We start from the raw sequence: 26,454 nt of genomic DNA, 5'->3' as shown, positions 1-26,454 counted from the left end.
TTCTTCTATAAAAAACGCCCGTAAACGACTTCACGGGCGTTGTTGTATATTATTTTGTGCCGAACAAACGGTCACCTGCGTCACCTAAGCCAGGTACGATATAACCGTGATCATTTAATTTTTCATCTAGAGCTGCGATGTAAATATCTACATCTGGGTGATTTTTTTGAATTTCTTCTACACCTTCTGGAGCAGCGATTAAGCACATGAACTTAATACTTTTCGCACCACGTTTTTTCAGTGAGTTAATAGCCTCTACTGCTGAACCACCTGTTGCTAACATTGGGTCAACAATGATGAAATCACGCTCTTCCACATCTGCTGGAAGTTTTGCATAATATTCTACTGGTTTTAACGTTTCTGGATCACGGTAAAGACCAATGTGACCTACTTTTGCGGCAGGGATTAATTTTAATACCCCGTCTACCATCCCGATACCAGCGCGTAAAATTGGCACGATAGCAATTTTCTTACCTGATAGAACTTTTGCTTTCGCTTTTGTAACTGGCGTTTCCACTTCAATTTCTTCTAATGGTAATTCACGTGTAATTTCGAATGCCATTAATGTTGCTACTTCATCAACTAACTCACGGAATTCTTTTGTACCTGTTTCTTTATCTCGAATATAAGTTAACTTATGTTGAATTAACGGGTGGTCAAATACGTATACTTTGCTCACGTTAACATCTCCTAACTGTTGTTTATCTAAGTTAGTATAACAGAAAAGGATATTATCGAAAACTATTCACCGGATGTTTTTTATACGTTCACAAAGATTATCAAATTCACTTTCTTTTTTGACGTTCGTCATCAATTAACTTCGAGGCTTCTTCCATCGATAATGGTTTTGAATAATAGTACCCTTGAATTTCATCACAACGAATAGCTTTTAATATATCACGTTGCTCCTTTGTTTCAACACCTTCAGCAATAACGACCATATTAAGTGTATGTGCGATATCAATAATGGCCTTCACGATTGTTTGTGTTGCCAGTTCTTTAATTTTCATAACAAAACTACGATCAATTTTTAATTCGTTAAATGAAAATTTTTGTAGATAACTGAGAGATGAATAGCCAATTCCGAAATCATCTATACTTGTCACAATCCCAATTGTCTGTAATTTATTTATAATTTTGTTGGCTCGTTCAAAATCAAACAGCCCCATATTTTCTGTCACTTCTACAATTAAATATTTTGGGTCAGCATAATAGTGATTAAGCAAATGTTTTAACTTTGGAATGAACTGAGGATGATAGAAATGATCTGGCGAAATATTAACAGCAATTGGCACAATCCGCTTACCATCATATTGACGTTGTTGCTGCCATGCGAGCACCTTTTCAATAATTTGCAACTCTAAATCTCTAATCAGTCCTGTATTTTCGGCAATTGCAATAAACTCTACCGGCGAAATAAATCCAAGGGAAGGCGAAAACCAACGCGCTAATGCCTCCATGCTGGCGATTTTTTCATTATGAACTGCATATTTCGGCTGAAAATATGCGGTAATTTCCTTATTTCGAATCGCATTTTTTAAATGATTACTCAGTTGTATTTCACGCCCCAGAATATCATCATGGCGTGCGGTATAAAATTCCGTATGTGCGCCATGAATTTGACGTGCCTTCGTCAATGCATATTCCGCAAAGCGAACCGAATCATGCGTTGATGTGTAGTCATCTAATGGCGCAATCCCAACTTTTAGTGTGATATGTATTTGTTGATTAAATATCGTAAATGACTCCATTTCATCCCCACTTATTACTGATTGGCGATTGAAGAGTGTTTGAAAATCGACCGGTGTATACATGATGAGTGAAGAGCTTGTGAAACGTGCAATTTCACTATCTTTACTAATTGAAGCTTGTTTTAAATGTTTTCCTAATTGTTTTAGTAACTCATCTCCAGCAGGTCGGCCATACAGTTCCACTACTTTTGAAAACTCACCTGGCTCGATAATTTTGATGACCCCTACTTTTTGCTGTTGTTTATGTAGATTGAGTTGTTTAATAAATTGATTATAGCTAGGCAAATTTGTTGTACTATCAATCGTTTGTAGTATTTGAATTCGCTGTTCATACATCGAAATTTTATTGAGCAGTTGTACAACTTGTATTAGCCTCTCCTGAAACAAATCATCTTCTTTATCAAATATTTCTCGGTCATTATGATAGATGACAAAATAGCCGATTGCTTCATTTTCTATTGTACTGACTGGTACAACAAAGCTATTACTATAGCCATTTTGTTCTGCATATTGTTTTGTTGACTGATGCAATGCTAACTGCACTAATGCTTTACCTCGCATTTGACTGTGGTAATGCTGCTCTTCGCTTGAAATGGGCGGAACTTCAACTCCCTTAAAACTATTTGATGGAATAAGTAAGATTGAATGTTCTTTTGTATATGTAAATGTAATCATCACACGATACAAGGGCTCTAATTCTGTACAAATTTTTTGAATCTTATTTTCGAAACTTGTTTCTTGAATGATAATATCATTCGTGGTGTGTGTAAGTAATACTGATGCGTTGGGTTCGACCTCTACCATTATTAACATATAGTATTGTTTTTCTAATAAAATAGGTACACTGTGAAGTTGAACTAAACAGGTAGAACCATCTTGCCGATTATGGTGAACTTTTATCGGGTCACCAGTTGCATTAATAATAGAGCTTACAAATTGCTGTTGTTCTTCGGGTTGAAAGATAAAATGCTCCAAAAGATTAGATAATGATTGAAAGTTTCCTTGCGAATAAACGAGATTACTATCGATAATTTGTAAAGTATCATCAATAATAATGAGGTTTGTTTGTATATGGTCGCCAACTTTTTTTAATCTTTCAAAATAACTTACATTTGTTTTTTCCATAGTACCTCCATCAAATTTCAATTTCCCTCGCTCACTCTGTATTTTTATTCTATAAATAGTAATAACATACTTTACATTCTATATCCATTTTAATATAAATCAATCAAATAATTCAGAAAAATAGGTAATTATGTACGGAATCTTTAAATTAATCACTATTATTTTAAAAAAGGCCTTTTCACCTCATAATTAAGAGATAAAAAGGCCTTTTTTATATTATTTTTAATTATGCATATAATGGGTGTTTCGCAGTTAATGCATCTACACGCTTACGAGCTTCTTCTTTCACAGCTGCGTCTTCTGGGTTTTTAAGTACTAATGCAATAATTTTACCTACTTCGATTGCATCTTCTTCTTTGAAACCTCGAGAAGTGATTGCTGCTGTACCAACTCGAACACCAGATGTTACGAATGGCTTTTCAGTATCGTAAGGAATTGTGTTTTTGTTTGTTGTAATCGCCACTTCATCAAGGATGTGCTCTGCAACTTTACCAGTTAAGCCTAAAGATTTTACGTTTAATAATAGTAAGTGGTTGTCTGTACCACCAGATACGATTTCAACGCCTTCTTCTTGTAAGCTCTTTGCAAGTGCTGCTGCGTTTACTTTAATTTGTTTTGCATAGTCTTTAAATTCAGGTTGTAATGCTTCACCAAATGCTACTGCTTTTGCAGCGATTACGTGCATTAATGGGCCACCTTGAATACCTGGGAATACTGATTTATTTAATTCTTTTTCCCATTTTTCATCATTTGTTAAAATCATACCGCCACGTGGACCACGTAATGTTTTATGTGTAGTTGTTGTTACAAAATCAGCGTATGGTACTGGGTTCATATGCTCACCAACAGCTACTAAACCTGCGATGTGCGCCATATCTACCATGAAGTATGCACCTACTTCATCCGCGATTTCACGGAATTTTGCGAAGTCAATTGCACGTGGATAAGCGGAAGCACCAGCAACAATTAATTTTGGTTTTGATTCTAAAGCTTTTTGACGAACATCTTCATAGTCGATTACGTTTGTATCTGCTGTTACACCGTACTCAACGAAGTTATATAAAATACCAGAGAAGTTCACTGGTGAACCATGTGTTAAGTGACCACCATGTGAAAGGTTCATACCAAGCACCGTATCACCTGGTTGTAAAATTGTATGATAAACTGCCATGTTTGCTTGTGCGCCTGAGTGAGGTTGTACGTTTACATAAGCTGCACCGAATAATTCTTTTGCACGATCACGCGCGATATTTTCCACTACGTCTACATGCTCACAGCCACCATAGTAACGTTTACCTGGGTAACCTTCAGCGTATTTGTTTGTAAGGTAAGAACCTTGTGCTTCCATTACTGCTTCTGATACGAAGTTTTCTGATGCGATTAATTCGATGTTTGTATTTTGACGTTTTTTCTCTAATAAAATCGCGTCTAAGATTGCCTTGTCTTGTCCTGCTAATTTTTCAAATGCCATTTGTCTAAATCCTCCTAAATTTTGTTCCGAATTAACTCCGGAGTTTCCAATTCAAAATGATAGTTATGTAACGTAATAACGTTACTTATATTGCGCACGTTCGCCGCCAATTAGCTTTGGACGTGTTGTAGCTAACGTAATGACTGCGTCTCCTACACACTTTACTGATGTACGAATGGGTACTGCCACATGCTTTAAATGCATGCCTATTAATGTTTGTCCAATATCAATACCCGCATGAGCTTGAATGGATTCTACAACAACAGGTTCGTTCATTTGTGTATGAGCGTAAGCTGACATTGAGCCACCTGCTGTTCGTATAGGGACGACTGAAACAGGCTCTAAATGGTACTTTTTAGCGGCTGCTGCTTCTAATGTTAACGCACGGTTAATATGCTCGCAGCCTTGAAAAACTAAATACATCTTATGCTTGTGTGCAAAGTTTGAAAACTCCTCATACAGCATTTGCGCAACATCGAGTGCACCGGCTGTTCCGATTTTTTCGCCAAGTATTTCGGACGTCGAACAGCCGACAACAAATAACTGATCCTCGGTAAACTTCACTTGCTGCTCGAATTCATGTAAGGCCCCGGCCAACTGTTTTTGAACATCGCGTAAGTTTTTCATGCGGTCACCTATTGTTGTTGTTCTTCGATTTCAGAAATTTTTTCAACACGGCGGATATGACGTCCACCTTCGAATTCTGCGTTTAACCAAGTTGTTACAATTTCTCGTGCCAGACCCGCACCAATAACACGCTCACCCATCGCTAAAATATTTGAGTCGTTATGGTTACGTGTCGCTTTAGCTGAAAAAGTATCATGTACTAATGCACAACGGATACCTTTAAATTTATTGGCAGCGATTGAAATTCCAATCCCTGTTCCGCAAATTAAAATACCCTTGTCAAATTCACCTGATGCAACACGCTCTGCAACAGGGCGCGCGTAATCTGGGTAGTCAACTGAGTCGCTTGATTGTGGACCAAAGTCTTCGTAGCTAATCGCTAATTCGTCTAATAGTGCCATAATTTCTTTACGTAAATTATTGCCGCCATGATCTGAAGAAATCGCAATTTTCATAGAGGGTTTCCTCCCTAATATATTTTTACTTTTATTTTCATCAACAGTGTACCATTTATTACATCAGAATGACACGTATTTTCCATAATGATTTTCAATTTTCGGCATAAAACACGAATAATTGAGCGTCCGTGTGAATAATCGTTAGTTTTTCACGTATATTTGATTGTCTAAGTACGAGTAATATACGGAAAAAACACCGAAACTTTAATTTAATTAAAATTTCGGTGTAAGATTAATTATTATCAAATTGCTGAATCATCTTGTAAAGCTCAGCAGATTGTTTTTGTAAATCATTCGCTAATGCTTCTACTTGCTGAATAGCAAAGGATTGTTCGTTTGATGCAGCGTTCACTTCCTGTGCACTCGCTGACGTTTCTTGAGCAATCGCTGCTACTTCTTGTGATTGACGTGAAGTATATTCAATATTATGCATTTGTTGACTAACTAATTGTGATATTTGAACAACATCATCTGCCATTTCATGAACTGCTTTGGACATACCTTCTACAGCAACTGTCGTTTCTGATACTCGTGAAGATTCACTTACGGCAAATGAAACTTGCTTATTCATTTGCGCTACTACTACGTTTACATTTTGTTGCATTGTTTGTACTAATGTCGTAATCCCCTTCACCGCATTGGCACTTTCATCTGCTAAACCGCGCACTTCTTCAGCTACTACCGCAAAGCCTTTTCCATGTTCACCCGCACGTGCAGCTTCAATTGAGGCATTGAGTGCAAGTAAGTTCGTTTGCCCTGCAATATCCCCCACTAGACCGATAATGTGCTCAATTTGCTCTGCATTTTTTTCAAGTTCACGAATATTTACCAACGCATCCTCGTTATCGGAGGCGATTTTCTGAATACTTAATACTACACCGTGAATCGCTTCTGTTGTCGAAGATAGATTGGATAAGATTTCTTTAGAACGATTTGCCGAGCCAATTGCCTTGAGATTCACTTCAGTTGCTAATTCACGGACTTCTTCAATTGCTTCTACAGTTTCTTGAATGGCAGCGGCTGAAGATTCCGCACCCAGCGAAATTTGCCCGATATTACTTGAAATCGATTCTGCATTTTTCGCTACGGAGCTACTTTGCATAGATAGGTCCTCAATCGTGGCATCTGTTGACTTGTAGTTATCTTCAATTCCACTTACCATTTTGCGTAAGTTAACAACCATCGCTTGAAATGCTTCCCCTACGCTTCGAATTTCATCATTAGTTCGTGGCATTTCTACATCTTTACCTATTTTGCCTTCCGCTACTTGATTTGCACTATTTTCTAATCGCTGTAACGGGCGCACAATAATTAAACTAAATACTGCTGCTAGTAAGCACGACCAAAAAATTCCTAGCGCATATGTAATGATTTGAAAGATTAGTGGATTGGTTTGTTCAAAAAACATAGGATGAATAAACTCGATAAATAGAAAGCTCGTTGAATAAGTAATTAATGCTAAAATCCCTACAAACAGTACAAGCTTACTACGTAATGTAAACATTTTTTTGTTCGTTTCCATATTATTGATGTTCCCCCAAACGTATTTTTGTCTCTAACTTTTCAATTGCTTCATTTAACTGTTCGAATGTTTGTTCATAGACGGTTACATTACCACCATAAGGATCTTGAATATCAAGAACATCTTGCGCTACATACTCATTTAATGTAAATGTTTTATGTTCAATATTATTTACTAAATGTAAGACTAGCTCTTTATGGGCCGCGGTCATCGTCAAAATTAAATCTGCCCACTGAGCATCTTGCTCATTAAATAGCTCTGAAGAATGGTTATGTTTAATATTTTGTTGATTTAAAACATGTTGTGCATTAATCGACATTATACTTCCAGTCTGAGCATAAATCCCCGCCGAACGCACTTCTACATTTGGAATATCTTTATTCATTAAAATAGCTGCTGCCATTGGACTACGGCAAGTATTTCCGGTACAAATAAAATATATGTTCATCTACAATCATTCCTTATATTAATAGTAAAACACTCATAATAATTAATAATAATCCTGCCAATTTTTTTAACAAGCCATTTTTTAAAATTGTATTTTTTTGCGCAATAATTAGTGCCATATAAGACAAAATCAGAGTCGAAATCCCAGCACTTAAAATAAAAGTATATTTATCTAAATTTAGCATACCAAAAGATAGGCTTACTGAAAAGGTATCAAAACTCGCAAATATTGCGATAATAGGTAAAGTTTTTGCTGGAAAATTCTCATTTCCCCTTGATAGCAGTAATTGTAATCCAATAAAAAATAATAACAACAGTGAAATACTATTTGACCATTGCACTAATAAATCCGCAAGCCACTGACCACAATAAAAACCAATTAATGGGAAAATCATATGTAAGCAGGCTGTCCAACCCGCAAGCAGCCATTTATATTTTACATTATTCGCAACTAAATACAGTGCCACTACATCAAATGACATTAATATGCCTGCTATAATTTCCTGCATAAAGGCCTTCTTTCATTTATTTTTTGTTAATCACAAAACTACATTCCTCTTATACGTTATGCGTTTCCCCATTCAAATACGCCAATGCTAACCGAAGTCAAATTTTTTAGGTGTATAAACATAAGCGCTTAAGTTATCCACAATACGAATTTCAATCTTTTTTTTAACATAAAAAAAATCCACATTCTACACATCATCCGTGTAAAATATGGATTTCATTATTGTTGATACCAATTGCCGCCCGCTGCTTTTTCGAGGCGGTTCATAATAGCTGTACCGACACCTTTTCGCTCAGTTACAGTTGCTAAAATAATTGTGGCATCTGTTTTATCGCATGCACGTAACACATCGTATAGTTTACTACTCATTTGCGCTAGCTCATGTTCATCCCCAAATGAGAAAAAATAATCGGCATTTATATTGTCAAATTTTTGTGGGGCTAGCAAAGCTACTTTGTGCTGTTGTTGCTGTAACTTTTCTACCGCACACTCAATTTGATTCTTGTCTTGGTTAATTAAATAGACCGGTGCATCCGGGGCATAATGCGTATATTTCATACCTGGTGCTTTTGGTGTTGATTCAATTTTTTGCTGCTCAAAGTTCGGCTCTAATACTGAACCAATCACTTGCTCAAGCATTTCTTTTGTCACACCGCCTGGACGTAAAATAACAGGTTGATCTAATGTCACATCAAGCACCGTTGATTCCACACCGATTCCAGTGATTCCACCATCTAAAATACAAGGAATAATACCTTGTAAATCCTCAAATACATGAGTTGCTTTCGTTGGACTTGGTTTCCCACTACGATTGGCACTTGGTGCAGCTAATGGTTTTTTTAATGCTTTTAACAAATTAAGTGCAACAGGATGATCCGGCATGCGAAGTCCTACCGTTTGCATACCAGGCGTCACACTAGCTGCCAATACATTTGGCTTCACATTCATCACTAATGTAAGCGGTCCTGGCCAAAACGCTTCCATACATTTCTTTGCTACTGCAGGGATATCCACAGCATAGTCTTCCACTTCTTCAATTGTTCCAATATGAACAATCAGTGGATTATCAGACGGTCGACCTTTCGCAGTAAATATTTTCTTTACCGCTTGCTCATCCGTTGCTACTGCTCCTAAACCATAAACCGTTTCAGTAGGAAAAGCTACAACTTCCCCATTATTTAAAAAATCCACCGCTTGTGTATAATTTTCTGAATTATCCACAAATTCATCCGCAGTTAATAATAACGTCTTCATTTATTCTGCTTCTTTCTATAAATTTTTCTGTACTATATCCACAAATCGTTAATAATTCACAGGTGACTGTGGGTAATTTTCTGAAATTTGTGGATTATTCTTATTTTTCTTTTTGTGCCACCATTCGCTCAAATAAAATTGCGGACGTTCACTTACTTCTTGTTTTTTCGGTGCGCAAAGCGTTGGAAATACTGAACAAAACCAATTTTCTCCGCGCCCTTGTCCAATAATAAAGTTCACAGAATAATAATGATTTTGTGGATAAAACTCGCCAAATTGCCATTTCGGCGGCATTAAGTTATCCCCAAATTCATAGCGGAATTTTAATTGTGGGTAATTTTTTTGAATTTCTTGAACAATCATGTCCATTCCTTGTTTATCCACAGTCCATTCATCAGAACTTTCGATTACATATTGAATATTATCCACAACTTGCTGCTTTATAAGCTGATCCGCCTTTGATGAACTATTTGCAATCACACGCACCTTTAATTGTTCATTTAACTGCTGACGTTCTGCCTGTACATCCGCTACAATTGTTGGAATGATTATAAATGCACTATATAAAACAAATGTCATTGCGAGCAACTTCCAGCTAGCAATCCACCATTTTGATTTTTTTACAATCTCGTAATCATGTAACATGTTCTCTCCCCCTTGCAACTCATTGTTTGCAAGAATAGAAGATTTTATTCAATAATTTCACAAAATACCATACGATCTTTGCCATTAATGTCTTTTACAACTGAAACCTGTGCTTGCGGGAAATGCTCACGGAAGAAATTTGCCACTGTCTCCCCTTGTGTATAACCAATTTCTAAGCCAATCAGACCCGGTATATTCATAAGCGGTGGCAATTGCTCTGCCAATTTACGATATAAAATAAGCCCGTCCTCATCAGCAAATAATGCGCTATGCGGTTCATACTCGACAACAACATCAGACATTGAAGACATATCATCAAACGCGATATACGGGGGATTCGATAAAACAATATCCCATTTTTGATAGGCAATTGGCGCTGTTAAATCCCCTTCAATAAATGTGAGTTCTGCCTGTAAATCTTTCGCATTTTTCTGCGCTGTTTTTAGCGCGGCAGTTGAAAGATCGGTTGCCGTAATATCTAATTTTGGACATTCTTTTTTCATCGTAATCGCAATGGCACCGCTACCCGTTCCAATATCAGCAAGCGTTAAATCATTATTGTTAAATAATTGATTGATGCGCTCTATTGTTCCTACAATTAATTCCTCTGTTTCAGGACGTGGAATTAAAACCGATTCATTTACTTCAAATGTACGACCATAAAATTCTTCAACACCTGTAATGTATTGTACTGGGCGTCCTTTTACATGGGCCTCGATATAGGCAGTAAACTGTTGCATCTGTCCTGCTGAAATTTCATCATGCATTTTCATCATTAAGCCAGAATAATTTGTTTGCAATACATGTTGCAATAATAATCTAGCGGCATTTCCTTCGCGACCATTGTTCTCTAAAAAAGAAGAAGCCCAATTAAGGGCCTCAAAAATTGTTTTATGCATTTTCGTTTAAGTTCGCTAAGCGTGTTGCTTGCTCATCTAAAATGAGTGCATCAATAATTTCATCCAGCTTACCTTCAACGATTTGGTCTAATTTTTGAATCGTTAAACCAATACGGTGATCTGTTACACGGTTTTGTGGATAGTTGTAAGTACGAATACGTTCAGAACGGTCGCCTGTTCCAACTGCCGACTTACGTGTAGAATCGATTTCTGCTTGCGCCTCAGCACGGTGTTTATCCGCTACACGTGCCACTAAAATTTTCATCGCTTTTTCACGGTTTTTAATTTGTGAACGCTCATCTTGCATCGACACGACAACCCCTGTTGGTAAGTGAGTCATACGTACGGCAGACATCGTTGTATTTACCGATTGACCACCTGCACCAGATGATGCGAATGTGTCTACACGGATATCTTTTTCATGAATTTCTACTTCTTCAACATGTACTTCTGGTAAACACGCTACTGTTGCTGTAGACGTGTGAATACGGCCTTGTGACTCTGTCGCTGGGACACGTTGTACACGGTGTGCGCCATTTTCATACTTGAATTTTGAATAAGCACCTTGACCATTAATCATGAAGATCACTTCTTTGTATCCACCAGCAGGGTTTGGCGTGGCTTCCATAATGTCGATTTTCCAGCCTTGCGTTTCTGCATAGCGTGTATACATACGGAATAAGTCGCCCGCAAAAATATTAGCTTCGTCCCCACCTGCTGCGCCACGAACCTCCATAATTACGTTTTTAGAGTCGTTCGGGTCTTTTGGAATTAATAAAATACGTAGACGATCCTCTAAATCAGGAACTTGTTTGTTTAAATCATTAAACTCTTCCTTCATCATGTCTAGCATTTCTGCATCTTTTTCCATTTCCATCAGCTCACGTGTATCAGCTAATTGCTCTTTTACGGATTTGTATTCGCGATATACGTCTACCATCTCTTGAATATCCGATTGTTCTTTAGAATACTCGCGTAATTTATTCGAATCACTAACGATATCCGGATCACTTAGTAATTCATTTAATCTTTCGTAACGGTCTTCAACCGCTTGTAAACGATCAAACATCTATTTTCACCTCTAGAGAGAATTTTTAGGTTTTGTTTTTATAAAAGTTGCTCGCTGCCCTTGGAGTCGATTCTCTCCGCTTCAAGCAACAGTAAATTTCATCATAAAACAAAACATTAATATATATTGTCAATCGATTCAAACCATAGAATCATTGTAAAATGTACCTATATTAGTATAAAGAAATTCCGCGCTTGTTGCTACCTATATGCTGAAACTTTCTTGAATTTCTATACCGTTTATAATGGTGGGTTTGTATGACATTGGCGACATACTGGGTAATAGCTATCATTACCCCCAATTTGAATTTGATCACCTGTGCGCACCGGCTTTTTATTTTCATCGACACGTAAATTCATCGTCGCTTTTTTGTGACAGAACCAGCAAATGGTTTTCATCTCCTCAATTTTGTCAGCATAAATCATCATATAGCGGCTTCCTTCAAAAAGTTCGTTTTGGAAATCATTTTTTAAGCCAAAGCCCATTACAGGAATATTTAATTCATCGACGATTTGTGTTAATTGTAGAACATGCTCTTTTGATAAAAACTGGACTTCATCGACTAATACACAATACAATTTTTCATTATGCTGTTTTACGATTTCATATAGATTCGTATCTTCAAATACCGCTATTGCAGGGCGACGCAATCCGATACGACTTGAAACAGTCCCAACCTCATCACGTGTATCAATACCTGAGGTGAAAATTAATACTGCTTTTTGTTGTTCTTCATAATTGTGTGCGACTTTTAAAATTTCAATCGATTTCCCGCTATTCATCGCACCATGTTTGTAAAATAATTGTGCCATCTTAAATACCCCATTTCATACTTTCCTGAAAAGTCTCTCTAAAAAGAGGATGTCCAAGAAGTAATTCCGGGACATCCTCTTTTTAGAAAATGTTCTCTCACTCGGCCTATTTTAATTTCTAATCATTTTTAATGACTGTTGAAGCTTGCTACTTCCCACTCTAAATGATTAGCACCTACAATCATCTATCTAATATTACATTTTTTCTATTGATTATACCATGTTGAAAGAACATAAAAAAACCCATCTCCACAAATGTGGAAATGGGTAACGATATTACTTGATACCGTATTTTTTGTTGAATTTATCAACACGACCGTCAGCAGAAGCGAACTTTTGACGACCTGTGTAGAATGGGTGACATTCGTTACAGAACTCGACAACGATCTTTTCTTTTACTGAACCAGTTTCAAATGAGTTACCGCAAGAGCAAGTTACTGTTGCAGTTTTGTAATCTGGGTGGATACCTTGTTTCATATTCGTTTTCTCCTCTCGCCCTGAACCATCTGGAACAGAGTATTTTCGTACTGCACCTTACATAGCCCGAATATATCACTGCTAAGCAATGTTTGAGGTCAGCTATATATGTGCACGATACATACCTAAATAATTATAACAAGATTAATTTTATGTTGCAAGTATTTAATTTATAGTTTCAATCCTTTATAGCAATCCTTTACCATTCGTCGCTTTTTTCATATCTGCATCAAGCTTCGCGAAAAACTCTTCGTTTGTTTTTGTTGGACGTAATTTGCGTAAAAACTTCTCTGCAAAATCTGAAGAATCGCTAAATGTTTTACGAATTGCCCATAATTTATCAAGCTGATCTTTCGGAATAAGCAGCTCTTCTTTACGCGTACCTGAGCGGCGAATATCAAGTGCAGGGAAAATACGACGTTCTGCTAAATTACGATCTAAGTGTAACTCTAGATTACCAGTACCTTTAAATTCTTCGTAAATTACTTCGTCCATACGGCTTCCTGTATCAACAAGTGCTGTCGCTAAAATTGTTAAGCTTCCGCCATCTTCAATATTACGTGCTGAACCAAAGAAGCGTTTAGGACGGTGGAACGCAGCTGGGTCAATACCACCTGACAACGTACGGCCGCTTGGTGGAATGACTAAATTGTACGCTCGAGCAAGACGTGTAATGGAATCCATTAAGATGATAACATCACGCTTATGCTCTACTAAACGACGCGCACGCTCTAATACCATTTCTGCTACTTTTACGTGATTTTCAGGGACTTGGTCAAATGTCGATGATACGACATCCGCTTTTACCGAACGCTCAATATCTGTTACCTCTTCTGGACGTTCATCGATTAGTAACACGATTAACTCTGCCTCAGGGTAATTTGTTGTAATTGAATTAGCAATTTCTTTTAATAATGATGTTTTACCTGCTTTTGGAGGCGCTACGATTAAACCACGTTGCCCGAAACCAACTGGCGCTACTAGATCCATGATACGCGTCGATAGATTAGTAGACGTTGTTTCTAATTTGATATGACGATCCGGATAAAGTGGCGTTAATGCAGGGAAATGTACACGTTCTTTTGCAATTTCAGGGTCTTCCCCATTGACTGCATCGACTTGTAATAACCCATAGTAACGCTCGTTTTCTTTCGGAGGACGTACTTTCCCCGATACTTTATCCCCGTTACGTAAATCAAAACGACGAATTTGCGAAGCCGAAATATAAATATCTTCCTTTGATGGGGAATAATTGATTGGGCGTAAGAAGCCAAAGCCATCTGTTGGAATAATTTCAAGTACGCCTTCCATGAAAAAGAAGCCTTCTTGTTCAGAACGAGATTTTAAAATAGCAAAAATCAGTTCCTTTTTATTTAGTTTACTCGCATTTGTTAACTTGTATTGCTTCGCTAAAGCATATAATTCTTTTAACGTCATGCTTTCTAATTGAGCAATTGTTAATGCTGTCATAAATTTTCTCCAGTCTTTTTATAATTTCTGTCTGTGGGTAATAACACTTGAATGTGTGCAAACTTAAGGGTTTAGTAGAAGAAGTATATTTACTTTTATTTGAAAGATGCCCGGTAAAAGATCACCGGGCATTAAGTATATAATAGCGTAAATGAAGTGGAAATAGTATTTTTTCTTTATAGCAAATGTTTGGACACCCGCTTATATAAAGATAAAAATCATTTATACTTTTGAACGTTATTTTTGACCATATTTTGGTTTTTTAGCAATACTGTGACGCCCTTCGATAAAGCGAACTGTCCCTGACTTTGCACGCATTACTACTGAATGTGTTAACGCATAAGAACCTTTGTATTGAACACCACGTAAAAGCTCTGAGTCTGTTACTGCTGTAGCTGCGAAAATAGCATCATCGCCTTTTACTAAGTCATCCATCATTAACACTTTGTCTACGTCGATGCCCATTTTTTTGCATCGCTCTAATTGTTCTTCGTCTTCCGGTACTAATTTCGCTTGGAAATCGCCACCTAAACATTTTAATGCAACTGCTGAGATAACGCCCTCTGGTGCGCCACCCATACCGAACATAATGTCAATACCCGTTTCGTCGAATGCTGTATTAATTGCAGCACCTACATCCCCGTCTTGGATAAATTTAATACGCGCGCCTGCTTCACGAATCTCATCAACGATATGCTGATGACGTGGACGGTCCAGTAATGTTGCCACTACGTCTGAGATGTCTTTGTTTTTCGCTTTTGCCACTTGTAATAAGTTATATGTTACAGATGCGTTAATATCTACTTTACCTGCTGCTTCTGGGCCAACAGCAATTTTTTCCATGTACATATCTGGCGCATTTAAAAGATTGCCACGGTCTGCAATTGCAAGAACTGTCATTGCACCGTTAGTACCTTTTGCTACGATATTTGTTCCTTCTAATGGATCGACTGCAATATCAACTTCCGGTCCGCCGTTACGAAGTCCTAATTCTTCACCGATGTAAAGCATTGGCGCTTCATCCATTTCACCTTCACCAATTACAACTGTCGCATGCATTGGGATTGTATCAAACATGACACGCATTGCTGTTGTTGCTGCGTCGTCTGCTTCATTTTTTAGTCCGCGTCCCATCCATTTTGCTGATGCAATTGCTGCTGCTTCTGTTACACGAACTACTTCCATTGATAAACTACGTTCCATTTTATATTTGCCTCCTGATTGTTCGGTTAAAACCGAAACTGTCTTACGCCATTTTACGCCTTATTATTTGTATTTACCATGATTGATTCTTTGCGAATATCTGCACCAAGTGCACAAAGCTTTTGGATTAGCTCGCTATAACCACGTTCTATATGATAAATGTCGTGAATTTCTGTTTCACCCTTTGCAATTAATCCTGCTAAAACAAGTGCGGCACCCGCTCGAAGGTCAGTTGCAGTTACTGCAGATCCCTCTAAAGCAGACGGACCTTGGATAATTGCTGTACTACCTTCCACACGCGCTTTTGCATTCATGCGGCGCAATTCATCGATATGTTTAAAGCGAGCAGAATAAATTGTGTCCGTTACTTTTGATGTACCTTCCGATTGGGTCATTAACACAGCTAATGGCTGCTGTACATCTGTCGGGAAACCTGGATAAACCTGTGTTTTAACATCGACCGCACGGAATTTTTCGTGTTTCGGGATGTAAACACTTTCTTCGTTTTCTTCAATTTTTACGCCCATTTCACGTAGCTTTGCGGTTACTGCCTCTAAGTGCAGGGGAATGACATTATCGATTAGTACACCATCCCCCACTGCAGCAGCCATAATCATAAAAGTCGCTGCTTCGATACGGTCAGGAATAATCGTATGATTCGTGCCATTAAGCTCTTCGACACCTTCAATACGAATAACACTTGTACCTGCACCTTTAATATTGGCACCCATATTTGTTAACAGGGTTGCTACATCGATAATTTCCGGTTCTTTTGCAGCGTTTTCGATAATTGTTTTCCCTTTTGCACGCACTGCAGCTAACATAATGTTAATTGTCGCGCCTACACTTGCAACGTCTAAATAAATTTTCGCACCGATTAGCTCATCCGCACGCAAATAAATTGCACCGTGCTCGTTTGTTACCTTTGCACCCAATGCTTCAAAGCCTTTAATATGCTGATCGATTGGTCGAGGACCTAAAAAACAGCCGCCTGGTAAACCGATAACTGCCTTTTTAAAACGTCCTAGCATCGCACCCATCATATAATACGATGCGCGCAACTTCTTAACGTTTCCGTTTGGTAAAGGCATTGCAACCATTTTTGTAGGGTCAATCGTCATTATGCCATTTTCAAATGACACTTCTCCGCCAATTTCTTCTAATAGTGCTTTTAACGTCCATGCATCTGAAATTTCAGGAATTCCGTCAATCGTAACGGAAGAACCTGCCAAAATTGATGCAGGAATCAAAGCGACCGCACTATTTTTAGCGCCACTTACTGTTACTTTACCTTGTAGACGATTTCCGCCCTTAATTTTATAAACATCCATTTTGAGTTCTCCCTTACTTTACAATTGAACAATTACAAGAAGCTTTTAAAGGTTAGTCTTATTATTTCCCTTCTCGCTTTGCCCAATCCGCTAAAAATCCTTCAATTCCTTTGTCTGTTAATGGATGTTTGAACAATTGTTGTAATACTTTAAATGGTGTTGTTGCAATATGCGCACCCGCTAAAGCTGCTGCTTGGATATGTTGTGGGTGACGAATCGATGCAGCGATAATTTCTGTTTCAATACCGTGAATCGCAAACATTTCTGCAATCGTTGAAATTAATTCTGAACCATCTTGGCCAATATCGTCTAAACGACCGATAAATGGTGATACATACGTTGCACCTGCACGAGCAGCCATTAATGCTTGGTTTGCAGAAAAAATTAATGTTACGTTTGTTTTAATCCCTTTATTTGCGAAGTGACGGCAAGCTTGTAAACCAGCTGGCGTCATTGGTAATTTCACTGTGATATTTGGGTGAATGGCTGCTAGCTCTTCCCCTTCACGAATCATGCCTTCAGCGTCTAGAGAAATAACTTCACCCGAAACTGAACCATTTACTAATTCCGCGATTTCACGTAAACGATCGTGGAAATTAACGCCGGATTCTTTTGCTACTAATGATGGGTTTGTCGTTACGCCTGATAAAATTCCCCAGTTATATGCTTCTTTGATCTCATCAAAGTTTGCTGTATCGATAAAAAATTTCATAATTATTTTCCTCCAAAATTAAATTTAAATGCAATGAATCCTTTTATAATTAACAAAATGCATCCCGCCCAATTGTGAACGAGATGCTTTAGTAGAAAACAAATGTTCACAAAGAAGGGACTGTTCGAAAAGTCATTTCGGTACATCCCTTTTTCGTTGAATCCATCATAAATTACGCTTTTTGAGAGCTGCCAAATTCGCGCATTTTGCCGATTACTGTTGTTTTAATCGCTTCACGAGCTGGGCCTAAGAATTTACGTGGGTCGTAAGTTTTCTTGTCGTTATCTAAAAATTCACGGATAACTTTCGTAGCCGCGATTTGATTTTCAGTGTTTACGTTAATTTTTGCTGTACCTAAAGAAATTGAACGTTGGATATCTTTCGTTGGGATACCAGTACCACCGTGTAATACTAATGGTAAGTCAGTTAATGTAGAGATTTCTTCCATTTCAGCAAAGCCTAAGTTTGGTTCACCTTTGTATGGACCGTGTACAGATCCTAATGCAGGAGCTAAGCAGTCGATTGCTGTTGCTTCTACTAATGCTTTACATTCTTGTGGGTTTGCGTACATAATACCACCGATTACGCCGTCTTCTTCTCCACCAACTGTACCTAATTCTGCTTCAACTGAAACATTTTTAGCATGCGCATACTCTACAACTTCTTTTGTAATCGCTACGTTCTCTTCGAATGAGTGGTGAGAAGCATCAATCATTACAGAAGTGAAACCAGCATCGATTGCTTCTTTACATTTTTCAAAGCTTGAACCATGGTCTAAGTGAATTGCAACTGGAACTGTAATTTTATAGCTTTCCATTAAGCCTTCAACCATTTTTACAAGTGCGATAAAGCCACCCATATATTTACCAGCGCCTTCAGATACTCCTAAAATTACTGGTGATTTTTCCTCTTCTGCTGCTTGTAAAATTGCCTGTGTCCACTCTAAGTTGTTAATGTTAAATTGACCAACTGCATAACCTTCTGCCTTTGCCTTAATTAACATGTCTTTCATCGAAACTAATGCCATTATTAAAATCCTCCTCGAAGATAGTTAGTTAGTTTACTACAAGTAAAAAAATAGATTACTTTTTGAAGTACTGTGTTTTTTGCCAGAATTCATAAAATTTTTAAACTAAAAAGACAAAAAACATTCAGATTAATCATAACAAAAACAGACAGTATGCGCTACTGCCTGCTAACTTGTTTTTCACTATATTTTTTCTGGAATAGCTAATATCTTCCCCACTTCATCGCGCATCTCAAAAATATTAAATGGCTTTGCAAAATATTTTGTGACACCAAGTTCCGTCGCGCTATCAATCATATGCTGCTCAATATAAGCTGTCATCATAATTACCGGTAAATTTGGCTGCATCCTTTTTAAACGTGCTAAAATTTCTAAGCCATCCATACCCGGTATTTTCATATCTAATAATACACAATTCAGTGTGACTGTTTCCGCTATTTTTAATGCATCTAAACCATTTGCGGCTAAATGTGTGTTGTAGCCTTCCTTTTTAAATACTTCATTCAGTAACAATCGAATGCCTGATTGATCATCAACTATTAAAATTTCCTTCAAAGCCATCCCCCTTACAAACTCGATATGTAAGTAAACTACTTCTATTAATAACAATAAATTCCTTCTTTAGCAAGCTAATATTTGACCATTTTGCTTTTTCGTACCTTCAATTTTATAATAGTTTTGAGGTGGAATCATGTCAAAAATTTTAACAACACAATTAACAGGTCTTCTACAGCGTATCGGGCAATCAGAAGAAGAAGCGATTGAAGAAACAGCACGATTACTTGCTCAAGCTGCAATTGGTCAAGGAACGGTCTACTTTGCAACATTTGGTGAGATGGATGCCATTGCGATGCAGGCAGAACTAGGTGTACAGCGGTTCACAAAATTTGCACGTTATAACGATTCAGTAAAATTAATCCCTGCAGATCGTGTCATTATTTTCACACGTCAGGCAAATGATGCACAAGTAATTCAATTAGCACAAAAATTACATGCTGATTTTATTCCATTTGCTGCAGTGGCAAGCGAAGTAGCGTCAGAAGACAATGAATTAAGCAATTTAGCGTACACATACATTTCATTAAAAATGCGTGGGGGAATTTTACCGCACCCTACAAAACTTGGCGAGCGTATTGTTTTCCCACATATTATGGCCGCTTTATATATTTATGAAGCAATCAAAATGGAATTTGATGAAATGGTAGACGATGATGAAGACGAGGACGAATCAGAAATAACTTCACCATTTGCATAAGTAAAGGAATGTCCAAAAAGTAAAAACTTTTCGGACAGTGTTCTTCTCATGTATTAAAAATCCACTATAGGCGATGGTCAGAATAAGAACGAATGCGTTGTCACATCATGTGACAACGCATTCTTGACTAACATCGTGCTGGCCTACAGCCTCAGCAAAAAGGGAATGTCCCAGAATTACTTCTCGGACATTCCCTTTGTATTTTTCATTATTTACGATTATTAAACGCCGCGCCTACGAACTCACGGAATAGTGATTGTGGACGTTGAGGGCGTGAAATTAATTCTGGGTGGAATTGACCCGCTACGAAGAATTTCTTCTCTGGTAATTCTACAATTTCTACTAATTTGCCATCTGGTGAAAGTCCTGAGAATACCATGCCCGCTGCTTCCATTGCTTCACGGAATTCGTTGTTGAACTCATAACGGTGACGGTGACGTTCGTAAACTAACTCTTCGCCGTTGTAAGCTGCACGAGCAACTGAACCTTCTTTTAATTTACATGGATATAAACCAAGACGTAATGTACCACCAATATCTGTACTCTCTGATTGATCTGGTAAGAAGTCAATAATTGGGTACTTCGTATCTTTGTTTAATTCTGCAGAGTGTGCGCCTTCTAAGCCCATTACGTTACGTGCGAATTCTACAGTCGCCATTTGCATACCTAAGCAAATACCGAAGAACGGTACATCGTTTTCACGTGCATAGCGAATTGCTTCGATTTTACCTTCAACACCACGATCACCGAAGCCACCTGGTACTAAAATACCATCTACTTGTCCAAGTAATTCTTGTACATTTTCTGGTGTTACGTGCTCTGCATTGATCCACTCAATCTCGATATCTGAATTGTAAACATAACCTGCGTGTTTAAGTGCTTCAACAACAGAAATGTAGGCATCTTGTAGCTCTACATATTTACCAACTAATGCAATACGTGTTTTGTGCTCTAGGTTTTTCACTAGCTGTACTAGCTCTTTCCAGTCTTCCATATCTGCTTTCGGAGCATTTATACCGAAGTGATCAAGAACGATTTGGTCAAAGCCTTGCGCGTGTAAATTTAATGGTACTTCATATAGGTGTTCAGCATCACGAGATTCGATAATGTCTGATGAGCGAACATCACAGAATAGCGCAATTTTTTCTTTCATATCTTGTGGTACAGGTTGTTCTGTACGTAAAACGATGATGTTTGGTTGAATCCCTAATGAACGTAGCTCTTTTACAGAGTGTTGCGTTGGTTTTGTTTTCATTTCACCAGCAGCTGCGATATACGGCATTAACGTACAGTGAATGTACATTACGTTTTCATGACCTAAGTCACGACGCATTTGACGAACGGCTTCTAAGAATGAAAGTGATTCGAAGTCACCTACCGTACCACCGATTTCTGTAATTACTACATCAGCAGAAGTTTCGCGACCCGCACGTTGCACACGGTCTTTAATTTCATTTGTTACATGAGGAATTACTTGAACGGTACCACCGTTATAATCACCACGGCGTTCTTTATTTAATACAGATTGATATACTTTACCAGACGTTACTGTTGAGTGTTTACCCAGATTGATATCGATGAAACGCTCATAGTGACCTAAGTCTAAGTCAGCCTCTGCGCCATCATCTGTTACGAAAACCTCACCGTGCTGATATGGGCTCATTGTACCTGGATCGATGTTTAAATAAGGGTCAAACTTTTGGATCGTTACTTCTAGTCCACGGTTTTTTAATAAGCGGCCTAAAGATGCTGCTACAATCCCTTTACCAAGTGATGAAACTACGCCACCTGTTACGAAAATATACTTTGTCATTGCTAATTCCTCCTCGTTGCTAAACAAATTAGAAAAACATCCGTTGCTCCCAGTGCAAATGAATGTTTTTCTAATAAAGTGTCCTATTAGAAAAGAGCATTTCGTACCAAACGGCATGAACTGTTGTCTTTTCTTATGTGGATTTTTTTGAAAACTTATACTTCCGTATCCACTAAAAAATAAAAAAACGCTCCTCCTGCATCTTGCTTGCAGGGGGAGCGTATTACTTATACGGTCATTCTCCTCTTTAAAGGAGCCCAAGTAAAAGATTATACGGAAGTGAATTAGAAGTCAAGTACTTTACATTAAAAATCCAAAGTGCTTATTTTAATTCGTCTTCAAACTCCTCGTCTTCGTCTTCTTCAACGTCTTCGTCGTCGTCTTCAACAATGAAGCTATCATCTTCTTCATCGATTAATTCTTCATCGATATCAGAATCTAAGTCTTCGATATCTTCTTCAACGAAATCGATTTCTTCTTCTGAATCATCTGCATCATCTTCACCGTCTACGAACTCATCGTAGTCTTCCTCGAATAATACATCTTCTTCATCAAGCTCTACTAAATCTTCGTCTTCATCGTCAGCCACTTTTGATTTCTTTTTACGTGTTTTAATTGTTGGTGCTGTTTCTTCTTCAATTGTTTCAACTTTGTACCATTCACGTAAGCCCCAACCATTTTCGTGGTTTAATAAAAAGCGTCCTTCTACATTTAAGTCTGTGTAGAATTGTACTAAGCGTGATTTTAAGTCCTCTTCTGATATACCATTTAATTTTTGGATTTCTTTTAATAAATCATTTAAAGGCATTGCTTGTTTTTTATCTTCTAAAATTGCGTATGCTAAGTCGATTAACGACTCTTCTGCTAATTGCTCGTCTGTCATTCCACGAAAGTTCAAATCGTGCACGTCCTTTCCTTTATTACATGTCTATTGATAAGCATAATACCCATTATATACAAACATGCTACTACTATGCTAGTTTCATTTCTTGTTTTTTAAATTTGTTGCTTTCTTATAGGCAACGTAAAACAAAATTAATGATAACAGAAGCAGTGGTATTGCAGCTAGTTGTTTGTTATATAAAAAGAAGGTCGCCACAAGGCAAGCTAAAATTAAAATGTAATGTGTATATTGTCGCAACGTGCCGCACCTTCTTTCAAAAATAGTTGTTCATGCTATTTAGTATAACGAAATTTGTACCAAACGTGGAATTTCAAGTCGCAGTTTTTATATTTTTTTTAAAATCTCAAGTATAGAAGAAATTTTATTTATCGAAGTAGCTAATTTCATCTACATATTTCGGCGATATTGTCCACCTACTTCGTATAAAGCATTTGTAATTTGTCCTAGACTTGCAACCTTTACTGTTTCCATTAGCTGTTCAAATATATTGCCGTTTGTTTTTGCCACTTGCTTTAATTGTTCAATGGCCGTTTCACTCGTTGCCTCATGTTGCGCTTTAAAATTTTGTAAATTAGTAATCTGTAAATCTTTCTCATCTATAGATGCACGTGCGATTTCCATGTTGTTAATCGCTTCATCTGAAGGTGGATTTGGATTCAAATACGTATTTACGCCGATAATCGGTAGTTCACCTGAATGCTTTAAATGCTCATAGTACATTGATTCTTCTTGAATTTTACCGCGTTGATATTGCGTTTCCATAGCACCTAAGACACCGCCACGATCATTAATCCGGTCGAACTCCTCCAATACCGCTTGCTCCACTAATTGCGTTAACTCCTCAATAATGAATGCCCCTTGTAATGGATTTTCATTTTTCGATAAGCCATGCTCTTTTGTAATAATCATTTGAATGGCCATCGCGCGGCGTACCGATTCCTCTGTTGGTGTTGTAATCGCTTCGTCATATGCATTTGTATGCAGTGAATTACAGTTGTCTTGCAATGCCATCAATGCCTGTAATGTTGTACGAATATCATTGAAATCAATTTCCTGTGCGTGCAAGCTTCGACCTGATGTTTGAATATGATACTTCAGTTTTTGCGAGCGTTCATTCGCACCGTATTTATCACGCATGACAACTGCCCATATACGACGAGCAACACGACCAATAACGGTATACTCCGGGTCTAGACCGTTTGAGAAGAAAAAGCTTAGATTCGGTGCAAAGTCATCGATATTCATACCACGACTTAAGTAATATTCCACATACGTAAAGCCATTTGCCAATGTAAACGCTAATTGTGAAATCGGGTTTGCACCTGCTTCTGCAATATGGTAACCCGAAATTGATACAGAATAATAATTACGTACTTTATGGTCGATGAAATATTGCTGAATATCGCCCATCATACGTAATGCAAATTCTGTCGAGAAAATACAAGTATTTTGACCTTGATCTTCTTTTAAAATATCTGCTTGCACAGTACCGCGCACAACTTGTAGTGTTTGTTCACGTGTTTCAGTAAATTCATCAACAGTTAATGTACGTCCCAGTGCTTGTTCACGCTTTTGCACTTGCTGATCAATCGCGGTATTCATAAACATCGCTAAAATAATCGGTGCTGGACCATTAATCGTCATCGATACGGAAGTAGAGGGTGCACATAAATCAAAGCCGGCATACAGCTTTTTCATATCATCTAATGTACAAATACTTACACCCGACTCGCCAACCTTACCGTAAATATCAGGTCGTATATGCGGGTCTTCACCGTATAATGTTACCGAGTCAAATGCCGTTGAAAGACGCTTCGCATCATCATCCTTCGATAAATAGTGGAAGCGTTTATTCGTACGCTCTGGTGTGCCTTCCCCTGCGAATTGACGTTTTGGATCTTCCCCTTCACGTTTAAATGGGAATACGCCTGCTGTATATGGGAATTCGCCAGGAACGTTTTCTTTATATACCCAGCGTAAAATATCACCGTAATCTTTAAAGCTTGGTAATGCCACTTTCGGAATTTTTAAGCCCGATAATGATTCGGTACGTAAAATCGTTTTAATTTCTTTATCGCGCACTTTTGTAATGAGCTCATCACCCATATAAGCCTCTTTTAATGCATGCCAATTGTTTAAAATACGCTTCGTTTCGGCGGTTAATTCATTTTGGACACCTTCGATTAACATATTCAATGACTCGATTAATGCTGTTTCAGATGGAGCTAATTGCGCTTTTGTTCCTTCTAATTGATACCATTTCGTCGCTAATTGAGCTTGTTGTTCAGCATGCTTATGGTAGTTGCGAATCGCTTCTGAAATTTCACGTAAATAATAGCGACGGTCTGTTGGAATGACAATGTTTTGCTTTTGTGTTTTTACAAATTGCTCGTACGATGTATGCCAATCGAAGCCAAATTTTTCATTAATTTTACCGACAAGTGCAGCGAATAATGAATTCGTTCCTAAATCATTAAATTGTGATGCAATCGTACCGAACACTGGCATTGTATCAATCGATTCATCCCATAATTCACGTGAACGTTGGTATTGCTTTTGCACTTGTCTTAGTGCATCTTCAGAACCTTTCCGTTCAAATTTGTTAATCGCTATTAAATCGGCATAATCAATCATATCGATTTTTTCAAGCTGCGTTGGCGCACCGAACTCACTCGTCATTACATACATCGAAAGATCGGTGTACTTCGTAATTTCTGCGTCACCTTGGCCAATACCACTTGTTTCAACAACGACTAGGTCAAATCCTGCTACACGCACAACATCCAGCACATCGCCAATCGAGCTTGATAATTCTGTACGTGAGCCACGTGTTGCTAAACTACGCATATACACACGATTATTAAATATTGCATTCATACGAATCCGGTCACCAAGTAAGGCCCCACCTGTTTTTTGCTTCGTAGGATCGACTGACAAAATAGCTATTTTCTTGTTAGGGAATTCCTGTAAAAAGCGACGAATCAATTCATCCGTTAATGAAGACTTCCCAGCGCCACCTGTTCCAGTAATACCGATAATTGGCGTATTTTTTGATTTTTTACGTGCTAGTTCTAACATATCTTCAATCTCTACATCATGACCATTTTCAGCAGCTGTTATTAAATTTGCCAAAATTTCTGGCGTATCTGTTGATAAATCTTCTAGTAACTCACTGTAATTTCCTTTTAATGTTGAAAAGTCAGCACCTTCTATATTTTTGTTGATCATGCCCTGCAACCCTAATTGACGGCCATCTTCTGGAGAAAAAATTCCCGCAATCCCATATGCATGTAGCTCATTAATTTCACGCGGTAAAATTACACCACCACCGCCGCCAAAAATTTTAATATGTGGTGCGCCTTTTTCACGCAGTAGGTCATACATATATTTAAAGTATTCCATATGCCCACCTTGATAAGAAGAGATGGCCACCCCTTGCGCATCTTCTTGAATCGCCGCATTTACTACTTCTTCAACAGAACGATTATGCCCCAAATGAATTACTTCCACGCCACTTCCTTGTAAAATTCGACGCATAATATTAATGGATGCATCATGACCATCAAATAGACTTGATGCAGTAACAAAACGAACGTGGTTTTTTGGTTTATATACTTCGATTTTCCCCATGTCTCTCTACCCCTTTGTTATATCAAAATAATAAAAACCCACCA

The 26,454-nt window shown here is 37.9% G+C and carries 24 protein-coding genes; 1 reads left to right on the top strand and 23 read right to left on the bottom strand.

The window, feature by feature from the left end; genetic code table 11:
* Window positions 1-49: 49 nt before the first annotated feature.
* The 20 genes from upp to O7776_RS02560 form a co-directional block, all read right to left on the bottom strand.
* The gene (gene upp, locus O7776_RS02655; RefSeq protein WP_241367578.1) at window positions 50-679 is read right to left on the bottom strand and encodes a uracil phosphoribosyltransferase; all 630 of its coding nucleotides are present in this window, start codon (window positions 677-679) and stop codon (window positions 50-52) included.
* Window positions 680-785: 106 nt separating this feature from the next.
* On the bottom strand, window positions 786-2,876 hold the full coding sequence (locus O7776_RS02650; RefSeq protein WP_274309103.1) for a putative bifunctional diguanylate cyclase/phosphodiesterase: 2,091 nt from the start codon (window positions 2,874-2,876) through the stop codon (window positions 786-788).
* A 226-nt stretch (window positions 2,877-3,102) separates the two neighbouring features.
* On the bottom strand, window positions 3,103-4,347 hold the full coding sequence (gene glyA, locus O7776_RS02645) for a serine hydroxymethyltransferase (protein ID WP_274309102.1): 1,245 nt from the start codon (window positions 4,345-4,347) through the stop codon (window positions 3,103-3,105).
* A gap of 81 nt (window positions 4,348-4,428) precedes the next feature.
* Window positions 4,429-4,974 (bottom strand): TIGR01440 family protein, encoded by a 546-nt coding sequence (locus O7776_RS02640; RefSeq protein WP_274309101.1) that lies wholly within the window; start codon window positions 4,972-4,974, stop codon window positions 4,429-4,431.
* 8 nt (window positions 4,975-4,982) lie between these two features.
* Window positions 4,983-5,429 (bottom strand): ribose 5-phosphate isomerase B, encoded by a 447-nt coding sequence (gene rpiB / locus O7776_RS02635; protein ID WP_241367574.1) that lies wholly within the window; start codon window positions 5,427-5,429, stop codon window positions 4,983-4,985.
* 235 nt (window positions 5,430-5,664) lie between these two features.
* Entirely contained in the window at window positions 5,665-6,954 is a 1,290-nt protein-coding gene (locus tag O7776_RS02630; protein WP_274309100.1) for a methyl-accepting chemotaxis protein, read from the bottom strand.
* 1 nt (window position 6,955) lies between these two features.
* The gene (locus O7776_RS02625; protein WP_274309099.1) at window positions 6,956-7,402 is read right to left on the bottom strand and encodes a low molecular weight protein arginine phosphatase; all 447 of its coding nucleotides are present in this window, start codon (window positions 7,400-7,402) and stop codon (window positions 6,956-6,958) included.
* Window positions 7,403-7,415: 13 nt separating this feature from the next.
* Complete coding sequence (locus O7776_RS02620; RefSeq protein ID WP_274309098.1) at window positions 7,416-7,910, bottom strand: manganese efflux pump; 495 nt, start codon at window positions 7,908-7,910, stop codon at window positions 7,416-7,418.
* A 218-nt stretch (window positions 7,911-8,128) separates the two neighbouring features.
* Window positions 8,129-9,163, bottom strand: coding sequence for an L-threonylcarbamoyladenylate synthase (locus O7776_RS02615; protein WP_274309097.1), 1,035 nt, complete (start codon window positions 9,161-9,163; stop codon window positions 8,129-8,131).
* Window positions 9,164-9,211: 48 nt separating this feature from the next.
* Complete coding sequence (locus tag O7776_RS02610; protein ID WP_274309096.1) at window positions 9,212-9,808, bottom strand: stage II sporulation protein R; 597 nt, start codon at window positions 9,806-9,808, stop codon at window positions 9,212-9,214.
* A 44-nt stretch (window positions 9,809-9,852) separates the two neighbouring features.
* The gene (prmC, locus tag O7776_RS02605) at window positions 9,853-10,707 is read right to left on the bottom strand and encodes a peptide chain release factor N(5)-glutamine methyltransferase (RefSeq protein ID WP_274309095.1); all 855 of its coding nucleotides are present in this window, start codon (window positions 10,705-10,707) and stop codon (window positions 9,853-9,855) included.
* On the bottom strand, window positions 10,700-11,776 hold the full coding sequence (prfA, locus tag O7776_RS02600; RefSeq protein ID WP_274309094.1) for a peptide chain release factor 1: 1,077 nt from the start codon (window positions 11,774-11,776) through the stop codon (window positions 10,700-10,702). Before prfA ends, prmC begins: the two co-directional genes overlap by 8 nt.
* A gap of 239 nt (window positions 11,777-12,015) precedes the next feature.
* Entirely contained in the window at window positions 12,016-12,588 is a 573-nt protein-coding gene (locus O7776_RS02595; protein WP_241367566.1) for a thymidine kinase, read from the bottom strand.
* A gap of 276 nt (window positions 12,589-12,864) precedes the next feature.
* Window positions 12,865-13,065: a 50S ribosomal protein L31 gene (gene rpmE, locus O7776_RS02590; RefSeq protein ID WP_241367565.1), complete on the bottom strand. Its 201-nt coding sequence runs from the start codon at window positions 13,063-13,065 to the stop codon at window positions 12,865-12,867.
* A gap of 186 nt (window positions 13,066-13,251) precedes the next feature.
* Window positions 13,252-14,535, bottom strand: a complete 1,284-nt coding sequence (gene rho / locus O7776_RS02585) for a transcription termination factor Rho (RefSeq protein ID WP_274309093.1) — start codon at window positions 14,533-14,535, stop codon at window positions 13,252-13,254.
* A gap of 237 nt (window positions 14,536-14,772) precedes the next feature.
* Window positions 14,773-15,738, bottom strand: a complete 966-nt coding sequence (glpX, locus tag O7776_RS02580) for a class II fructose-bisphosphatase (protein WP_274309092.1) — start codon at window positions 15,736-15,738, stop codon at window positions 14,773-14,775.
* Between the two features lie 53 nt (window positions 15,739-15,791).
* Complete coding sequence (locus O7776_RS02575; protein ID WP_274309091.1) at window positions 15,792-17,069, bottom strand: UDP-N-acetylglucosamine 1-carboxyvinyltransferase; 1,278 nt, start codon at window positions 17,067-17,069, stop codon at window positions 15,792-15,794.
* A 61-nt stretch (window positions 17,070-17,130) separates the two neighbouring features.
* Complete coding sequence (gene fsa, locus O7776_RS02570) at window positions 17,131-17,781, bottom strand: fructose-6-phosphate aldolase (RefSeq protein ID WP_241367561.1); 651 nt, start codon at window positions 17,779-17,781, stop codon at window positions 17,131-17,133.
* A 172-nt stretch (window positions 17,782-17,953) separates the two neighbouring features.
* Window positions 17,954-18,808 (bottom strand): class II fructose-bisphosphate aldolase, encoded by an 855-nt coding sequence (locus O7776_RS02565; RefSeq protein WP_274309090.1) that lies wholly within the window; start codon window positions 18,806-18,808, stop codon window positions 17,954-17,956.
* 183 nt (window positions 18,809-18,991) lie between these two features.
* Window positions 18,992-19,369 (bottom strand): response regulator, encoded by a 378-nt coding sequence (locus tag O7776_RS02560; RefSeq protein ID WP_274310434.1) that lies wholly within the window; start codon window positions 19,367-19,369, stop codon window positions 18,992-18,994.
* A gap of 130 nt (window positions 19,370-19,499) precedes the next feature.
* Here O7776_RS02560 and O7776_RS02555 point away from each other — a divergent pair, with 130 nt between their 5' ends.
* Window positions 19,500-20,063: a DUF2529 family protein gene (locus O7776_RS02555; protein ID WP_274309089.1), complete on the top strand. Its 564-nt coding sequence runs from the start codon at window positions 19,500-19,502 to the stop codon at window positions 20,061-20,063.
* Window positions 20,064-20,271: 208 nt separating this feature from the next.
* On the opposite strand, the gene O7776_RS02550 is transcribed toward O7776_RS02555, so the two are convergent.
* The 3 genes from O7776_RS02550 to icmF form a co-directional block, all read right to left on the bottom strand.
* Window positions 20,272-21,876, bottom strand: a complete 1,605-nt coding sequence (locus tag O7776_RS02550) for a CTP synthase (RefSeq protein WP_274309088.1) — start codon at window positions 21,874-21,876, stop codon at window positions 20,272-20,274.
* A gap of 322 nt (window positions 21,877-22,198) precedes the next feature.
* Window positions 22,199-22,783, bottom strand: coding sequence for a DNA-directed RNA polymerase subunit delta (rpoE, locus tag O7776_RS02545; protein WP_274309087.1), 585 nt, complete (start codon window positions 22,781-22,783; stop codon window positions 22,199-22,201).
* Between the two features lie 384 nt (window positions 22,784-23,167).
* Window positions 23,168-26,410 carry a fused isobutyryl-CoA mutase/GTPase IcmF gene (gene icmF / locus O7776_RS02540; RefSeq protein WP_274309086.1) on the bottom strand — a complete coding sequence of 1,081 codons (3,243 nt, stop codon included), beginning with the start codon at window positions 26,408-26,410 and terminating at the stop codon, window positions 23,168-23,170.
* Between the last annotated feature and the right edge of the window lie 44 nt (window positions 26,411-26,454).

It is taken from the genome of Solibacillus daqui (assembly GCF_028747805.1).
Taxonomy (GTDB): Bacteria; Bacillota; Bacilli; order Bacillales_A; family Planococcaceae; genus Solibacillus; species Solibacillus daqui.
The sequence above is the reverse complement of the archived record's forward strand: the minus strand, read 5'-3'. Positions and strand labels throughout refer to the sequence as shown.

What these genes read in the sequence shown, in the direction of transcription:
- O7776_RS02650 (WP_274309103.1), bottom strand. Translation starts at nt 2,876, where the DNA reads ATGGAAAAAACAAATGTAAGTTATTTTGAAAGATTAAAAAAAGTTGGC.
- O7776_RS02565 (WP_274309090.1), bottom strand. Translation starts at nt 18,808, where the DNA reads ATGGCATTAGTTTCGATGAAAGACATGTTAATTAAGGCAAAGGCAGAA.
- glyA (WP_274309102.1), bottom strand. Translation starts at nt 4,347, where the DNA reads ATGGCATTTGAAAAATTAGCAGGACAAGACAAGGCAATCTTAGACGCG.
- prfA (WP_274309094.1), bottom strand. Translation starts at nt 11,776, where the DNA reads ATGTTTGATCGTTTACAAGCGGTTGAAGACCGTTACGAAAGATTAAAT.
- O7776_RS02575 (WP_274309091.1), bottom strand. Translation starts at nt 17,069, where the DNA reads ATGGATGTTTATAAAATTAAGGGCGGAAATCGTCTACAAGGTAAAGTA.
- fsa (WP_241367561.1), bottom strand. Translation starts at nt 17,781, where the DNA reads ATGAAATTTTTTATCGATACAGCAAACTTTGATGAGATCAAAGAAGCA.
- O7776_RS02620 (WP_274309098.1), bottom strand. Translation starts at nt 7,910, where the DNA reads ATGCAGGAAATTATAGCAGGCATATTAATGTCATTTGATGTAGTGGCA.
- O7776_RS02625 (WP_274309099.1), bottom strand. Translation starts at nt 7,402, where the DNA reads ATGAACATATATTTTATTTGTACCGGAAATACTTGCCGTAGTCCAATG.
- prmC (WP_274309095.1), bottom strand. Translation starts at nt 10,707, where the DNA reads ATGCATAAAACAATTTTTGAGGCCCTTAATTGGGCTTCTTCTTTTTTA.
- icmF (WP_274309086.1), bottom strand. Translation starts at nt 26,410, where the DNA reads ATGGGGAAAATCGAAGTATATAAACCAAAAAACCACGTTCGTTTTGTT.
- O7776_RS02630 (WP_274309100.1), bottom strand. Translation starts at nt 6,954, where the DNA reads ATGGAAACGAACAAAAAAATGTTTACATTACGTAGTAAGCTTGTACTG.
- O7776_RS02555 (WP_274309089.1), top strand. Translation starts at nt 19,500, where the DNA reads ATGTCAAAAATTTTAACAACACAATTAACAGGTCTTCTACAGCGTATC.
- O7776_RS02615 (WP_274309097.1), bottom strand. Translation starts at nt 9,163, where the DNA reads ATGAAGACGTTATTATTAACTGCGGATGAATTTGTGGATAATTCAGAA.
- O7776_RS02610 (WP_274309096.1), bottom strand. Translation starts at nt 9,808, where the DNA reads ATGTTACATGATTACGAGATTGTAAAAAAATCAAAATGGTGGATTGCT.
- O7776_RS02595 (WP_241367566.1), bottom strand. Translation starts at nt 12,588, where the DNA reads ATGGCACAATTATTTTACAAACATGGTGCGATGAATAGCGGGAAATCG.
- rho (WP_274309093.1), bottom strand. Translation starts at nt 14,535, where the DNA reads ATGACAGCATTAACAATTGCTCAATTAGAAAGCATGACGTTAAAAGAA.
- glpX (WP_274309092.1), bottom strand. Translation starts at nt 15,738, where the DNA reads ATGGAACGTAGTTTATCAATGGAAGTAGTTCGTGTAACAGAAGCAGCA.
- O7776_RS02640 (WP_274309101.1), bottom strand. Translation starts at nt 4,974, where the DNA reads ATGAAAAACTTACGCGATGTTCAAAAACAGTTGGCCGGGGCCTTACAT.
- rpmE (WP_241367565.1), bottom strand. Translation starts at nt 13,065, where the DNA reads ATGAAACAAGGTATCCACCCAGATTACAAAACTGCAACAGTAACTTGC.
- O7776_RS02560 (WP_274310434.1), bottom strand. Translation starts at nt 19,369, where the DNA reads ATGGCTTTGAAGGAAATTTTAATAGTTGATGATCAATCAGGCATTCGA.
- O7776_RS02550 (WP_274309088.1), bottom strand. Translation starts at nt 21,876, where the DNA reads ATGACAAAGTATATTTTCGTAACAGGTGGCGTAGTTTCATCACTTGGT.
- rpiB (WP_241367574.1), bottom strand. Translation starts at nt 5,429, where the DNA reads ATGAAAATTGCGATTTCTTCAGATCATGGCGGCAATAATTTACGTAAA.